This window comes from Nocardia sp. NPDC051321, assembly GCF_044455225.1.
Classification (GTDB): domain Bacteria; phylum Actinomycetota; class Actinomycetes; order Mycobacteriales; family Mycobacteriaceae; genus Nocardia.
Genome location: NZ_JBITEM010000002.1, coordinates 252,069 through 266,313, shown reverse-complemented (window position 1 = coordinate 266,313; position 14,245 = coordinate 252,069). Strand labels below are relative to the sequence as shown.

The window sequence follows — 14,245 nt, the reverse complement described above, 5'->3', positions numbered from 1 at the left end:
GACCGCTGCTCAGAACGGGTAGGTCGCTGGCGTGCGCTGCATTGTGATCCAACGGGTTTCGGTGAACGCCTCGAGATTCGCGGCAATGCCGCCGAACCGGCTACCGGTGCCCGACGCGCCGAATCCGCCGAACGGCGCGACCGCTTCACCGCCGACGGTCTGATCGTTGATGTGCACTATCCCGGTGGGGATCCGGTCGGCGAGCGCGAGCCCGTGTGCCGCGTCCGCAGTGACGATGCCGAGACTGAGTCCGTATTCATTGGCTGTCGCGAGCCGCACTGCCTCGTCCTCGTCGCGGAACGACAGCACGGGGGCGACCGGGCCGAACACCTCGCGCGCGTAGACCGGCATCGTCTCCGATACTCCGGCGAGCACGGTGGGGCGATAGAACAGTTCGCGGTACTTCCCGCCGGCCACCAACTCGGCGCCCGCATCGACCGCTGACGTCACGAACTGGTGGATCTTGTCGCGTTGTCCGGCGTCGATGACCGGCCCGAGTGCGACCTGTTCGGTGGCCGGATCGCCGACCGGGAGAGCATCGGCCTTGGCGGCGAGGCGCTCGACATAGTCGTCGACCAGGCTTTCGTGCACCAGATGACGGCCGGTCGCCATACATATCTGACCCGAGTGCAGGAATGCTCCCCACGCACCGAGACCAACAGCCGCATCGAGATCGGCGTCGTCCAGCACGATCAACGCCGAATTGCCACCGAGTTCTAGATGCGCCCGCTTGAGGTGACGGGCGGCCAGCTCGCCGACCCTGCGACCGACCGCTGTCGAACCCGTGAACGAGATAACCGGCACGAACGGATCGACGATCAACGCCGCACCGATCTCGGCGCCACCCGGCAGCACGTGCAGCACCCCTTCGGGCAGCCCGGCCGCCTCGAAGATCCGCGCGAGCACCACACCGCCGGAGACCGCGGTGCGCGGATCCGGTTTCAGCAACACGGCATTGCCGAGGGCAAGAGCGGGGGCGACCGAGCGGATGGCAAGGGTGAGCGGGAAGTTGAACGGCGCGATCACGCCGACAACCCCCACCGGCACGCGCCTGCTCATCGAGAGCCGGTCGTACTCGGTGGGTAACAACACTCCCGGCGGCGTCGAGGCCAAAGCGGCCGACTCGAAACATTCCTGCGCCGCCGCTTCGACTTCCACCGCTGCCTTCGCAGGCACCGATCCCGCCTCGCGGATCAGCCAGTGCTGCAGGTCGGCGGCGTGCTCATGAAACAGATCGCCGGCCCGACGCAGCACGGCAGCCCGTTCGGTGAATGGACGAGCAGCCCATGCCCGTTGGTTCGCAGCCGCGGATCGCGCCGCCCCGGCGACGTTATCGACCAGGGCCACGCCCGTGCGGCCGATCTCGGACCCGGTGGCTGGTTCGATCACCGGGACGGTCACCTGCGCCGCATGCCAACCGTCGCTGAATAGCTGGCCTGTCCAGGTCGCCGGGTCGAGGAAATCAAATTCTGTCGGCATGGAGTGAGATCCTTAGCTCAGGAAAATTGATTCGTGCGAATGGTCTCACAGCGTCGACAGCGCACTCGGCGGGCCTGGGTGTTCGGCAGGCGGTTATCCGGTCGGTCCGTAGAGCCGGGCCACGTCGGGAGAGTCGAGCCAGTTGGAGTAAGTGGGCGACTTCGGCCAACCGTCGGGTGAATCCTGCCATTCCTCTTGGCGGCCCCACGGGAGGATGTCGATCAAGGCGAAGGTGTAGCTGAGCTGTTCGGTACCACGGCCGTTGGTGTGCCAGGTGCGGTAGACCTTGTCGCCGTCGCGGAGAAAGACGTTCACCGCGAAGCCCGCGCCGGGTGGCGCGTCGACGTCGGCGCCGAACGAGCTTTCCGACGACGAATACCAGTCCATTGTGTTGCCGACCTTGGCCTTGTACGCCAATGCTTCGTCGATGGGCCCGTTGGTGACGATCACGAAGCGAGCATCGTAATTGTCCAAGTGACCCAGGCGAACGTACTGCGACGTGAGTCCCGTGCAGCCGCCGCACTGCCACTCCGCACCGTCGGACCACATGTGGTTGTAGACGATGAGTTGGGAACGCCCGTCGAACACATCGACCAACCGGACTGGGCCGTCCGGGCCGATCAGCGTGTAGTCCGGGAGCTCGACCATCGGCAGTCTGCGGCGTTGGGCGGCGATGGCGTCGAGTTCACGAGTGGCGGCCTTCTCCCGTATCCGGAGTTCGTCGAGCGCGGCCTGCCAGGTCTGCTGATCGACGACGGGGGGCAAGGGGGTGGTGGTCTTCTCGGTCACGGTTTCCTCCAGGCTCGGTGCTATGAAGTAGTGACCCGACACTGCCCCGAAATTCATCGCACTCGAGCCGAATCGGTCGGACGGTCTGCCGACGACCCGCGGTGGCGCACCGTGGACACACCACAGCAGGTGCTGAAATCGTGGCTAGCAGAAGCGGTCTCTGCTAGCGTCGATACCTAGCAGCTCTAGGTATAGGAGTCCGATGCATATCGACAAAGACTTGGTGGCGGCGTCGGCGACGCCGCTGGTACTCGGGATACTCGCCGACGGCGAGTCCTACGGGTACGCCATCCTCAAGCGGGTCAACGAGCTGTCCGGCGGACGTATGCAATGGACCGACGGGATGCTCTATCCGCTGCTGCACCGGCTGGAACGGCTGGGCCATGTGACGTCGAGCTGGCAGGCCGCCGACAGTGGGCGGCGGCGCAAACATTATGCGATCACCGATTCGGGCCTGGTCGCGCTCGCGGAACGCCGCACCCAATGGGCCGTCGTGGCCGAGGCGCTCGGGCAGGTCTGGCGCAGCGTCGAGCAGCCGCCGACCGCGGCGAAGGGATGGGCGTGATGAGTACCGATGCCGAGCTGGAATCGCAGATCGGGCAGTGGCGCGGATATGTCCAGCGGCAGCACGCGATATCGGCCGCCGACGTCGAGGAGATGGAAGATCATCTGCGCGAACAGGTTTCGGATCTGACCGGCGCCGGACTGGCATCCGACGAGGCGTTCCTGGTCGCGGTCAAACGAATGGGCAGCGTGGACTCGATCTCCCGCGAGTTCGCGCGCGAACATTCCGATCGGCTGTGGAAACAGCTGGTACTGCTGCCCGCCGAACCCGAAGACGGGCACGTCCGGCCCAAACGCGAATTGCTCGTCGTGCTCGCCTTGGCCGTCATCGCGGCGCTGACATTGAAGGTCGGCCTCGCGGTACTCGATGGTGCCGCGGCAGCGCGCAATGTGAGCCTGTTCGTATTACCGTTCCTCGCTGGGTATTTCGCGTGGAAGCGTCAGGTGACGCCGCGCCTCGCCGCCGCGTTGCTTGTGCCGTTCGCACTGGCCGCCATCGTGCTGAACGTTTTTCCCTTCGACCCGGATGGATCGACCGAGATCATCACCGCGATCCACGCGCCGATCGCGCTGTGGTTCGTCGTCGGCCTCGGCTACGTCGGCGGGGACTGGCGATCCGACCGGCGCCGAATGGATTTCATCCGATTCACCGGTGAATGGATTGTCTACCTCACCCTGCTCGCCTTCGGCGGCGGCGTACTGATGGCCCTGACGGTCAACGCGTTCAGCACGCTCGACGTGAACATCGAATGGGTCATCCAAGATTGGGTGATGCCGTTCGGCGTCGCGGGTGCGGTGATCGTCGCGGCCTGGCTGGTCGAGGCCAAACAGAACGTGGTGGAGAACATCGCCCCGGTGCTCACCCGCGTCTTCACCCCGCTCACCGTCGTGATGTTGCTCGCGCTGCTGGTGGCGTTCGCGGCCAACCGCAGCGTCATCGACATCGACCGCAATCTGCTGATCCTGATGGACCTGATCCTCGTGGTGGTGCTCGGATTGCTGTTGTACGCGATCTCCGCGCGCGATCCGCACGTCTGTCCCGACACCTTCGACTGGCTACAGCTGATCCTGGTCGTGAGCGCCCTCGCCGTCGACGTGGTGATGCTGGCCGCAATGCTGTCGCGCATCGCGGAATTCGGCTTCACCCCGAACAAGACAGTGGCGCTCGGCATGAACCTGGTACTGCTGGTGAACCTGGCATGGTCGGTCCGGCTCGGCTTCGGATTCGTCCGCGGCCGACGCGGATTCGCCGACGTCGAACGCTGGCAGACCCAGTACCTGCCGGTCTACGGCACCTGGGCCGCAGCCGTAATCATCGTCCTACCACCAATTTTCGACTTCGCTTAACTACGAGCCCGACGAATCCCATTGGCGCACCTGCCTGCTGAGCAACCGACATGAGGTCAGCCTGCGGCGCCGAGGACGTCGAGGGCGGCGGACACGATACTGTCGGTGTCGAGGCCGTGGTAGCGGTATACCTCGTCGAGGGAGCCGACCTGTCCGTAGCGCGTCACGCCCAGGTCGATGTGATGTACGCGGTTGATTCCGGACAGGAAGGACAGCGTGTGTGGGTGCCCGTCCAGGACGGTGACCATCGGCGTGGCCCGGCTTGCCGGGAACAGCTGATCCAGGATCCAGCTGTCGCCGTGGCCGCGGCCCTGCCTGGCCTGCATCGCCTCGAAAAGCAGTCCGGGGCTGGTGACGCAGACGACGTCGGCCACGACTCCGGCCGAATCGAGACGCTCGGCGGCCGCCGCCGCCTCGGTCATGACGGCACCCATCGCAACGATGGTGACGACCGCGCCGTCACGCCGGCGCAGCGGATATCCGCCTGCGACAACCTGTTTGCGGCGCCGTTCGCGGGCGGCGGGATCGGTGGGCACCTCGGCGAGGTGCTGCTCGACCGGTCTGGTCGACAGCCGCAGATACGCCGAGCTCCCGTCCGGCCGGCCCAACCGCGCGAGACTGGCCAGCAGCGTCCATTCCACGTCGATGGCGAACGCAGGCTCGTAGCAGATCAGCCCCGGGGTCTCGATGCCGATCGACGGCGTCGTAATCGATTGGTGGGCACCACCTTCGGCAGCAAGGGTGACGCCGGACGGGGTCCCGATCAGAATGGACTGACCGCCCGCGTAGATGCCGTAGGTCCACGGCTCGAGCGCGCGTTCGACGAACGGGTCGTAGAGCACTCCGATCGGGAACAGGGGTTGCCCCCAGCGGCTCCAGGTCGCACCGAGTTCGCTGATGAGCCCGACCAGATTCGTCTCGGCGATACCGAGTTCCATGTGCTGGCCGGTGGGTTGCTCGCGCCACCGCACCAGGGTTTCGGCGTCGTCGGCGAACCAGTCGTGCCGCTCGGCGGTCGACCACACGCCGACCTTGTTGATCCAGCCCGCCAGATTGGTGGTGGAGCTGACGTCGGGGCTGACGGTGATCACGCGCCGCGCCAGTTCCGGTGCCGCGCGGGTCAGATCGAGCAGCGTTCGCCCCAACGCCGCCTGGGTGGTGGCGGTACCTTTCGGCGTGCGGCCGAAATCCCCTGACACAGTAGGCGGTTCGGCCGGGTTGACGGGATCGCGACGCAGCCTCGCCGCGGTGTCCGCGCACAGCTTGGCGGCCGGACTGTCGTCACCGAACCGTTCCCAAGGCCGCTTCGGATCCCGGCCCAGTTCCGCGGCGAGGGACTCGTACTCGGCCACCGAAAGCAACGACGAATGGTTCTGGGGGTGCCCCTGCGTCGGCAGTCCATAGCCTTTGATGGTGTAGGCGATGATCACCGTCGGGCGGGTGTCGTCGATCTGCGCATAGGCGTCGATCAGGGCCTGCATGTCGTGCCCGCCGAGGTTGCGGATCGCCGCCAGCAGCGTCGAATCATCCAGTCCGGCAATCAATTCCGCCAGTTGCGCATGATCGGCGCCGCTGCCGGGCAGTCGGCGCCGCAACTCGTCGGCATCGCAGCGCAGCAGTCGCTGGTACTCGGGGTTGGGCATGTCGAGGACCCTGGTGCGCAACGCCGGACCGCCGGGCCGGGTGAACAGCGATTCCAGCAGGCGCCCGAACTTGACGGTGAGCACCTGCCAACCGGCGGCGGCGAACATCGCCTCCAGTCGGCCCGCGGCCATATTGGGCACCACCCGGTCCAGGGACTGGCGGTTCAGATCGACGATCCACACGATCTCACCGAGATCGACGTTGCCGGGATCGACAATGGCCTCCCACACCGCGCCCTCGTCCAGCTCCGCGTCGCCGACCAGGGAGTACTGCCGTCCGGTGCCGGTATCGGCACCCAGTGCGTCGTTGAGATAGCGGCGGGCGATCGCGCCCCAGATCGGGGCGGTCGCGCCGATCCCGACCGATCCGGTGGAGTAGTCGACCGGATCAGGGTCCTTCGATCGGCTGGGATATGACTGCAGGCCACCGAACTGACGCAAGGTGGTCAGGTAGGACTCGTCCAACTCGCCGAGCAGATAATTGATGGCATGTAACACCGGCGAGGCGTGCGGTTTGACCGAGACCCGGTCGCCGGATCGCAAGGTGGTAAACCACAACGAGGTCATGATCGTGGTCATCGACGCACACGACGCCTGGTGACCGCCCACCTTCAAGCCGCTCGGGTTCGGCCGCACCCGGTTGGCGTGATGAATCATCGCCACCGCCAGCCAGCGCGTGCGGCGCTCGATCTCCGACAGGGCGCCGAGATCGACCGCAGCGTCGCCGCCGCGCTGGTATTTCGGTTCGGTGACGTCGGTCATCGCCTTGCTCCTCTCCGGCGAGTCGACGCCGGGTGGTCGGATGCGTCCGAGCCTAGTTCGGCTTCGAGCGCACCTGGTTCGCGAACCCGGCGTCGCCGTACATTGCACGACCGCGGCATGACTCCCCCAACCACCGTCCTCGGGCCCAGCTTTGTGACGAATAAATAATTCCGATTGGAAATGAACTGCAAAACAGTTACCATTCCGCTACCTAGATGTAGGGGCGTAGATCACAAGACGGCCGACGATATGTCTGCCGGAACAAGGCGGTGGTTCTGATGGCCGACAACCGGGCGCTGATGCGGAGTTGGTGGCGCGATCGGGCCGGTTACGACTGGTTGGTCGACGTGCTCGAAATCCACGCGGCGGTGCGCTATGTCAAGGCGATGATCGGCGCGGGCGGTGCGGTGATGTGCCTGGTCACCGCGGTTTCCCTGATCTCGAACATCGGGCCGCGCAATGCGTTCTTCGAGATCGGCTGCTGGCTGATCGTCGGGCTCACCGCGCTGTGGGCGGTGCGCTGGTGGGTGCTGCCCTGGCCGAGTCGGGCGGAATCGCTGATGTGGTGCGCCGGAGCCGATCTCGCCATCACCTTCGGTGCGCTTGCCGCCGAGCACCGCGTCTACGGTGCCCTCGTATCGACGCTGATGGTGGTCGTCGGCATGTTCGTGATCTTCCAGGGACCGCTGATTCTCGGCCTGCACATCTGCTGGTCGCTGGCGTCGGGCTTGCTGCTCGTCGTGCTGCTGGTGGCCGACGACCCGGTGCACACCGGCGTCGCGGCCGGCGACGTCCGGCTCGCTGTCGCCATCATGTTGATCCTGGTGGCGCTCAACCTGGTCGGACTGCCCACCGTTCAGTTCTGTCACTGGCTGTGGCGCCAGCACGCCCTACTCGACCCGTTGACCATGCTGCTGAACCGGCGCGGACTCGATTACCACCTGTCCTACGTATTCCACCCGAACCCGGCGGAATACGCCTACGTGGCCAACCTGGATCTCGATCGGTTCAAAGACGTGAACGACACCTTCGGCCACTCGTTCGGCGACCAGGTCCTGGCGCGGGCGGCCGAACGGTTGCGTTCGACCGCCGATCCGGACGCGGTCGTCGCCCGCACCGGTGGTGAGGAATTCGTGGTCCTTGGTCGCGTGCGCGACGAGCCGGTCGCCGCCATCGCCGAGCGGCTACGCGGCGCCATCGAAACCATGCCGGACCTGCCGGTCGTCGTCACCGCCAGCGTAGGCGCGGCCCTGTGCCCCACCACCGATCTACGCGATCCGGCGGTCATGCGACGCATCATGCACAGCTGCGACACCGCGATGTATGAAGCAAAACGCGAGGGCGGCAATATCGTGGTGATCGCGGAGCCGGAGCACGATGCCGACACCGACCACGACATGCGACATCACTTCTGTCTCAGGACGATCGGCCGAACCTAGGACTCACCAACCTGCTGGCATTGCGGGCGGCGTGAACGGTGAATTCGGCTGACAGCCGCGACCATTGCCATTCATCGGCTCCGGAAGCAGAGCCGCGATCACCGGAGTCGCGCGATCTCGGATGGTACTGTGCCCAGCCACCATTGGGGATCGGCGGTGCCGTCGGTGGTACGCCCGTCTCGGTGAACATAGTGGCGCACATCGCGTTTCGGCTGCGAGAACTCCCCGGCCAGTGCCCGCTCCAGCCATTCGGCGCCGAAACGGAATACCTCCGCCGCGACGCCGCCGAGCGGATGGAACTCGCCTTCGTAGACGCGAATCTCTTTGGGCGCCTTCACGAGTTCGTAATTGGCGAGAGCTTGTTCGAGTGGGGTCAGCTCGTCGAACTCGCCGATTCCGTACAGTACCGGGCAGGTGATGTCGCCGACCAGCTCACCCAACGGCATGTTGGCCATCAGTTCGCGGTCGAACGCCGTCTCGTCGTCGTAGCCGGCCATGTACATGAAGTTGTTCTTGAAGCTCGGCTGGGCACGCTCGAAGATGGTGCGGAAATCACCGGTTGGCGCCTCGAACGCCGCGAGCGCGGCCAGTCGGCGATCTGTCGCGGCGGCCCGCGATCCCCAATAGCCGCTCATGCTGATCCCGAACATGCCGATGCGCCCGGGGTCCACTTCGGGGAGTTCGGTGAGGTAGTCGAGGTAACGACCCACGGCGCGTTCGTAATTGGTGAGATCGACGGTCAGGCCGTTAGCGCGGGTTTCGCCCTGCCCGGGGCCCTCGATGGAGAGCGCGACGACACCGCGCGAGGTGTAGTACCGCTCGGCCGCCTGGATGTAGTCCTCCTTGATCATGTCCATGCCGGGCCCGAGGATCACCGCCGGTGCGTCGTGCACCGGACCGGCGGGCAGGTGCAGTAGTGCGAAGATTTGTTTGCCCTCGAAGTCGAGTGCCACCCGCCGGATCAGGCCGCCACGCAACTGCCCCAAGCGCTCGACACAGTGATCAGCGCGCGCTCGGAGAGCGAGCTTTCTGGGATCGGAGGCGTCGAAGATCGAGTATTGGGCCCGTCCCCACATCACCGCGGCCCGCGTGTAGAGATCGGCCGCGGTGCGCGTGAACCCGTTGCGCTCGTGGTGCGCGGCGCGCTCCTGTGCCTGCGCGGCGACGCTCGCCCAGGCTTTCGGCATCATCACCCCGCTCTTGACCAGGGCGAAAACCTTGTCGAAATCGCTGTGGTCGTGGCCGAGCTGTTCCATGGTGCCTTTGGCTTCCGGGTGCAAGGCGTCGAAGCCGCCCTGCGCGAGGGCGATGTCGAGCGCCCAGCTCTGGCCGATCGAACGTGTGGTCATGGCGGAAGTCCTCTCCAGTATTGAATAAGTACTTAATCATTAAGTACTTAGGTTATGCTGGTTGTCAACCCACCGGAACCAGTGACGGGAGACTCACCCTTGCCGGAGCAGCCAAGCGCGGCACGCGCAGCGGCACTCGACCAACTCGCCCGCGCCGCCTACCGCCTCAGCGCCGCCGATTCCCGGCTACGCGGGCGCGCCACCCGATCGCCGGAGGCCCTGTCCCTTACCCACGCTCGCGCCCTGCGCGTCCTCGCCGACCAAGGCGCGCTCACGATCGGTCAACTGGCCGCCGCAGCCGAAACCACCAATGCCGCAACGACGCAACTAGTCAACGGCCTGGTCGCAGCCGGCTATGTAACTCGCGAACGGTCATCGGGAGACAAACGCTCGGCCCTGGTCACGCTCACCGACGCAGGCCGGGCCCGCTGCCGCGAACGCATGAACGCCCTGTCCGACAACCTGAACGAGGAACTGGCCGACCAAGACAACGCCGCGCTGGCCTCAGCGACCGAGGTCTTGAACAGACTCGTCGGAATCTACGACCGGCTGTGACAACGCCGCGTGTCCGGCAGGCTTCGGTGGACGCAAACGTCCGGTACTGCCGAGTATGCGATCCTCGTTGTCCCAACAACATTCGAATCGACGATCGGAACGGAATGTTCGAGTACAACCCTGAAGTCATCGCCGAGTTCCGTGCCAACAGCGGCCGGGTCGGCGGCCGATTCGCCGCGTTCGATCTGGCATTGCTGACCACCGTCGGCGCCCGGACCGGCCTGACGCGCATCAGCCCTGTCGTGTACTTCACCGACGGTGGCGACATTTTCGTCGTCGCCTCCGCCGCCGGTTCCGACCGGAATCCGGCCTGGTATCACAACCTCGTCGCCAACCCGGAACTCACCGTCGAGGTCGGTGCCGACAGCTACCGGGCCGAAGCGACGCCCACCGAGGGTGAAGAGCGTACCCGGCTGCTCGCGAAGGCCATAACCGTCCAACCGGGCTTCGCCGAGTTCGAGGCCAAGACACGGCGACGGATCCCGGTGCTGCGGCTCACCCGAATCAGTTGATTCGTGGCCTGGCCGCGGGCTTCCGAGAAACGTCTTGTATCGCCGCGTGCCGGTCGTTCGCGCCGCGGCCGGTGCCGAACCACGGCACCGGCCGGTCGATCCGAATCAGCCGACGTAATTGCAGAACGCCGACTTCTGGCCGAGCAAGCACGGCAGCCACGCCGAACCGGACGCCAGCGAATTCGCCGACCCGGACGGCGAGATGTCCCCCACCTGCTGCGCATCGGTGCCGACAGTCGACGCTTCCAGCGGAAGGCCCGGCCTCGCCATCGCGGGCGCGGCGGCGAACACCGCACCGACCACAACCGCCCCGGCAACCAGTGCGGTAATTCCAAACTGCTTCATCGACAACACCTTTCGTTGATGCACGTGATGCGCGCACAACGGTAGTGAGAAGGTCACCCGGTCGGCTGCCGTCAGTTGCTACGCCCTGAGCGCCGGTGGCATCACCGCTACCGGCACTGCGGATCACGCAGGCGCGTGCTCGGGCCGGATGCCTCGGGCGACCAGGAACGGTGCGACGCTGTGCAGCACAAGGATTCAGCGCAGGACCCGGACCGGCAATGGCGGCCTTGGGCGACCCATCGTGCATAACGGATTTCGTGTCCATGCTGGTTATGGATCTCGTTGTAGTCGGCGGTACCCCACCCCAACGCCTCGTAGTCGTTTACGGTCTGGTCGTTCTCCAGCCAGGCGAGCCAGCGGTGTTCGGCCTCCGCGGCATCGGAACGAGTCGCGCCAACGGCGTGCAGCAGTTCCGCCGCGCGGGTTGGGGCGCTGTCGCACATCGGATGCAGCGTCGCCAGCTGATAGTCGTGCAGCGTCACTTGCGAATTGCCCCTTGCCAATTCAACTACCCCCAGTCGGCCGTCTGGATCGAACATATCAGCGTCCTGGGCGCCGTCGCATCTGACCGCTTCGACCGATCGAGACCCGAACGCACTCAGCTGCCGCGACCCGCGCGTCCGGCTGGCCGCGATCGGCGACAGTCGATCGATGATCGAGCAGTTCGAGGACGATCGTGTAGAAGTCGGACAACAGGCCGTGACCGAACGTCCGTGACGTACCGTTCGCGATGCGCCGCCTAGATGATGGTGCTAGTTTGATTGTCACCATGTTGTGGTTCATCGATCAGGCATCCCGGGCGTCGCTGCAAGATCAGATCGCGGCCTGCGCTCGACGCGCGATCACCTCCGGGGAGTTGGCGGTCAACGAACAACTGCCGCCCGCAACGGAATTGGCCGAGGCAGTGTCCGTCGACCGCAATACTGTGCTGGCCGCGTATCGGCAGCTCCGCGCCGAAGGCCTCCTAGATTTCCGACGCGGGCGTGGCGTGCGGGTCACCGCGACCGCGCCCGCCTCGGCACCGGTGGAGCAGGCTGCACGCCAGCTGATCGAGGCTGCAAGAACCAACGGTTACAGCAAGGCCGAGGTGCTCGGTTTGATAGAGGAGTTGATGTAATGCCCGCCGCGACGGTCTACACCTGCCGCGTCACGAACTGGTCGATGTTCGGGATCAACGTTTCCCTCCTCGCCAGCCAGTGCATCTACTTTTGGATAGCAGATGGGGCGTGGTGGGCGGTTTCCATTGTCGCAGCCAGTCTGCTTCTCAATCTCGCAATGAGCGTGCTCGCGATAAGCCAGCGCGTGACCGCGAGCCCCGCCGGCCTGGCGGTGAGTCTCGGCCCCTTCGGAATACCGCGCGTCAGGATGGCCCGCACAAATATCACCCACGCCGAGCAGATCCTTTCGACAATGCAATTGCCGAGCACTCCGGGCGTGTTCCGGCGCGGAACACGCGGATGGTTCCTTCTCCCGAAACTCGGCCCCGCCCTTCGCTTGCGCTTGGCCAGCGGCCGTACCGTCACCGTCTCGATGCCGGAACCCGCCGCCGCGATGCGGGCGATGGGCATCGCACCATAGGCACCTCCCCTCCGACCGGTGCCGAGCAGTCCACGATCCTTTTGATACCTACACTCAACGCACTCACATGCTGCGCAGGGCGCGGCGGTCAGGCATCCAGATCCGTTGGCCGCCAGAGTCTGTAGAACATCCGGATCTGCCGAGTTGAGGATGGACCTAAAACGTTCTGCCGCAACCTGGCGAACTACCGCATCAGGTGCCGATCGACGAGCTCGGTTGAAGCGGATGCTCTGCGGCGCAGACGATCTCATCGAGACCGGGGGCGACGCAATAGCGGCAGGCGCATATGGTGCTCTGGTACGCATATCCTGCTGACGGATCCCCGCGACCAGCCGCGGCAGTGGTGGACGGGCTGACAGAAAGAGGGAACAGTGACGTCGCATGCAGGATTCGCGGGCCGAACGTATGTGGTCACTGGTTCGGCATCCGGTATCGGCGCGGCGACCGCCGCGCTGCTTCGAGAACGCGGCGCCGATGTCATCGGCTGCGATCTGGACGACGCCGAGGTTCGAGCCGATGTGTCCACACCCGATGGACGGCGATCGCTGATCGATCAGGTGACCGGGTATGGGCCGATCGATGCGGTACTCGCCATCGCCGGGGGCGGGAAAACCGGTCTGCTGGAGACGAACTACTTCGGTGCCGTTGCGACTTTGCAGGGGCTTCGGCCGCTGCTGGCGCAAAGCCCTGCGCCCCGCGCCGTGGCTGTATCGTCGACTTCCTCGCTGGCACCGGCGGACGATCGCGTCGTGCAGGCATGTCTGGATGGCGATGAGGCTGCCGCTGTCGCTGCTCTCGAGGCCGATCCTTCGCTCGGTGGCGTGACCGGTGGCTACGGGATTGCGAAACGCGCGTTGAATCGCTGGGTGCGCAGGGTCGCCCCGACCGCCGAGTGGGCTGGCTCCGGCATAGCCCTCAACGTCGTGGCCCCGGGGGTAGTCGACACACCGGCGGCCTCTTGGATCTTCGCCGACGAAGACATCCGTAACGCGGTCGAATCCGCTGCGCCGCAACCGTTCGGCGGATTTCCGGGGCGGCCCGAATGGGTCGCCGAGCTCATCTGCTGGCTGTCCAGCGCGGACAACCGTTTTGTGACCGGCCAGATCATATTCGCCGACGGAGGTTCGGAAGCGGCGGCGGTCGGCGACCTGCATTGGCGGTAGCGGAAATGCGGAGAACGGTTCGCGGCCGACGCCCTTTACGCACTCGCGCGAATCGTCGCGGCGGCTTCCCGCGCTGCCTCGCGCACTGACTTTCCGCGCATCCGGGCGGTGCGCAGGCCTGTCGTAATCGAGCCCGCAACATACACGCCGCCGATGACCAGTTCGTCGAACAGCCTGCTGCCGGGGACTTTTCGTCCTCGGACACGGCGGACGAATGCCTCGAGGGTGTTGCCTGCCAGGTTCGACAGTGTCATCGTCCGGACCACGGTGTCCAGGTCGCGGCGCTGCTGATCGGTGAATCGTGCCGCCAGGGTGCGTTCGAGGTGCTCACCCGCCGCGCCGAGTCCGGCCTCGGCACGACTCTGGGCCCACATGACGGCGATCAAATGGTCTTCGTCGACGGAATCGGGGTCCATGCCGGAGAATTCGGCGACCTCACGAATGTCGGCTCCGGTGGCCAAGGCGGTTTCATGATGAATGTAAGTACAGAAGCCGCACGCGTTGACCGCCGACACCGCCAGCATCACCTGCTCGCGTAATTGCGGGTCCAGCCGTTGCTTTCCGAAGATCTCGCGCGCGTCCGCTCGGCGGCCGACCAGCACTCGCACGTCGGCGAACAGTCGCGGCAGGGTGTAGAAGCGTTTGCGGAATACGGGCGAGTCCTTGGTGGTCGACGGAGACATCCGAACCTCCTTGTGAGTTTTTGAGAGGGTTGTCCGG

Annotated in this window: 15 protein-coding genes; 8 read left to right on the top strand and 7 right to left on the bottom strand. The window is 65.6% G+C overall.

Going from position 1 to position 14,245, the window contains the following annotated elements; genetic code table 11:
• Window positions 1-9: 9 nt before the first annotated feature.
• Together ACIA8C_RS05305 and ACIA8C_RS05300 are read right to left on the bottom strand one after the other, a co-directional pair.
• Window positions 10-1,479, bottom strand: a complete 1,470-nt coding sequence (locus tag ACIA8C_RS05305; RefSeq protein ID WP_397131100.1) for an aldehyde dehydrogenase family protein — start codon at window positions 1,477-1,479, stop codon at window positions 10-12.
• 93 nt (window positions 1,480-1,572) lie between these two features.
• Window positions 1,573-2,268, bottom strand: a complete 696-nt coding sequence (locus ACIA8C_RS05300) for a DUF899 domain-containing protein (protein WP_397131098.1) — start codon at window positions 2,266-2,268, stop codon at window positions 1,573-1,575.
• Window positions 2,269-2,470: 202 nt separating this feature from the next.
• On the opposite strand from ACIA8C_RS05300, the gene ACIA8C_RS05295 reads away from it, so the two are divergent.
• Together ACIA8C_RS05295 and ACIA8C_RS05290 are read left to right on the top strand one after the other, a co-directional pair.
• Window positions 2,471-2,833: a PadR family transcriptional regulator gene (locus ACIA8C_RS05295; RefSeq protein WP_397131096.1), complete on the top strand. Its 363-nt coding sequence runs from the start codon at window positions 2,471-2,473 to the stop codon at window positions 2,831-2,833.
• Window positions 2,833-4,179: a permease prefix domain 1-containing protein gene (locus tag ACIA8C_RS05290; RefSeq protein WP_397131094.1), complete on the top strand. Its 1,347-nt coding sequence runs from the start codon at window positions 2,833-2,835 to the stop codon at window positions 4,177-4,179. Before ACIA8C_RS05295 ends, ACIA8C_RS05290 begins: the two co-directional genes overlap by 1 nt.
• 56 nt (window positions 4,180-4,235) lie before the next feature.
• Here ACIA8C_RS05290 and ACIA8C_RS05285 read toward each other — a convergent pair whose 3' ends face one another.
• Window positions 4,236-6,584 carry a transketolase-like TK C-terminal-containing protein gene (locus ACIA8C_RS05285; protein WP_397131091.1) on the bottom strand — a complete coding sequence of 783 codons (2,349 nt, stop codon included), beginning with the start codon at window positions 6,582-6,584 and terminating at the stop codon, window positions 4,236-4,238.
• Between the two features lie 278 nt (window positions 6,585-6,862).
• Here ACIA8C_RS05285 and ACIA8C_RS05280 point away from each other — a divergent pair, with 278 nt between their 5' ends.
• Window positions 6,863-8,023 (top strand): GGDEF domain-containing protein, encoded by a 1,161-nt coding sequence (locus ACIA8C_RS05280; RefSeq protein WP_397131089.1) that lies wholly within the window; start codon window positions 6,863-6,865, stop codon window positions 8,021-8,023.
• A gap of 98 nt (window positions 8,024-8,121) precedes the next feature.
• On the opposite strand, the gene ACIA8C_RS05275 is transcribed toward ACIA8C_RS05280, so the two are convergent.
• Window positions 8,122-9,372: an alpha/beta hydrolase gene (locus tag ACIA8C_RS05275; protein WP_397131087.1), complete on the bottom strand. Its 1,251-nt coding sequence runs from the start codon at window positions 9,370-9,372 to the stop codon at window positions 8,122-8,124.
• A 99-nt stretch (window positions 9,373-9,471) separates the two neighbouring features.
• Here ACIA8C_RS05275 and ACIA8C_RS05270 point away from each other — a divergent pair, with 99 nt between their 5' ends.
• A complete protein-coding gene (locus tag ACIA8C_RS05270; protein WP_397131085.1) occupies window positions 9,472-9,927 on the top strand; it encodes a MarR family winged helix-turn-helix transcriptional regulator in 456 nt (151 codons plus the stop codon).
• A gap of 104 nt (window positions 9,928-10,031) precedes the next feature.
• Window positions 10,032-10,439, top strand: coding sequence for a nitroreductase/quinone reductase family protein (locus ACIA8C_RS05265; protein ID WP_397131082.1), 408 nt, complete (start codon window positions 10,032-10,034; stop codon window positions 10,437-10,439).
• Between the two features lie 105 nt (window positions 10,440-10,544).
• Here the strand turns inward: ACIA8C_RS05265 and ACIA8C_RS05260 are convergent, their stop codons facing one another.
• Together ACIA8C_RS05260 and ACIA8C_RS05255 are read right to left on the bottom strand one after the other, a co-directional pair.
• Window positions 10,545-10,784: a hypothetical protein gene (locus ACIA8C_RS05260; RefSeq protein ID WP_397131080.1), complete on the bottom strand. Its 240-nt coding sequence runs from the start codon at window positions 10,782-10,784 to the stop codon at window positions 10,545-10,547.
• Window positions 10,785-10,891: 107 nt separating this feature from the next.
• Window positions 10,892-11,266, bottom strand: a complete 375-nt coding sequence (locus tag ACIA8C_RS05255; protein ID WP_397131077.1) for a hypothetical protein — start codon at window positions 11,264-11,266, stop codon at window positions 10,892-10,894.
• Between the two features lie 275 nt (window positions 11,267-11,541).
• On the opposite strand from ACIA8C_RS05255, the gene ACIA8C_RS05250 reads away from it, so the two are divergent.
• The 3 genes from ACIA8C_RS05250 to ACIA8C_RS05240 all read left to right on the top strand — a co-directional run bounded on the left by ACIA8C_RS05250 (window position 11,542) and on the right by ACIA8C_RS05240 (window position 13,525).
• Window positions 11,542-11,901, top strand: coding sequence for a GntR family transcriptional regulator (locus ACIA8C_RS05250; RefSeq protein WP_397131075.1), 360 nt, complete (start codon window positions 11,542-11,544; stop codon window positions 11,899-11,901).
• Complete coding sequence (locus ACIA8C_RS05245) at window positions 11,901-12,362, top strand: hypothetical protein (RefSeq protein WP_397131073.1); 462 nt, start codon at window positions 11,901-11,903, stop codon at window positions 12,360-12,362. The genes ACIA8C_RS05250 and ACIA8C_RS05245 overlap by 1 nt, the downstream gene beginning before the upstream one ends.
• A 371-nt stretch (window positions 12,363-12,733) precedes the next feature.
• Window positions 12,734-13,525, top strand: coding sequence for an SDR family oxidoreductase (locus ACIA8C_RS05240; RefSeq protein WP_397131071.1), 792 nt, complete (start codon window positions 12,734-12,736; stop codon window positions 13,523-13,525).
• Window positions 13,526-13,560: 35 nt separating this feature from the next.
• Here ACIA8C_RS05240 and ACIA8C_RS05235 read toward each other — a convergent pair whose 3' ends face one another.
• A complete protein-coding gene (locus ACIA8C_RS05235) occupies window positions 13,561-14,208 on the bottom strand; it encodes a carboxymuconolactone decarboxylase family protein (protein ID WP_397131068.1) in 648 nt (215 codons plus the stop codon).
• Window positions 14,209-14,245: the final 37 nt, after the last annotated feature.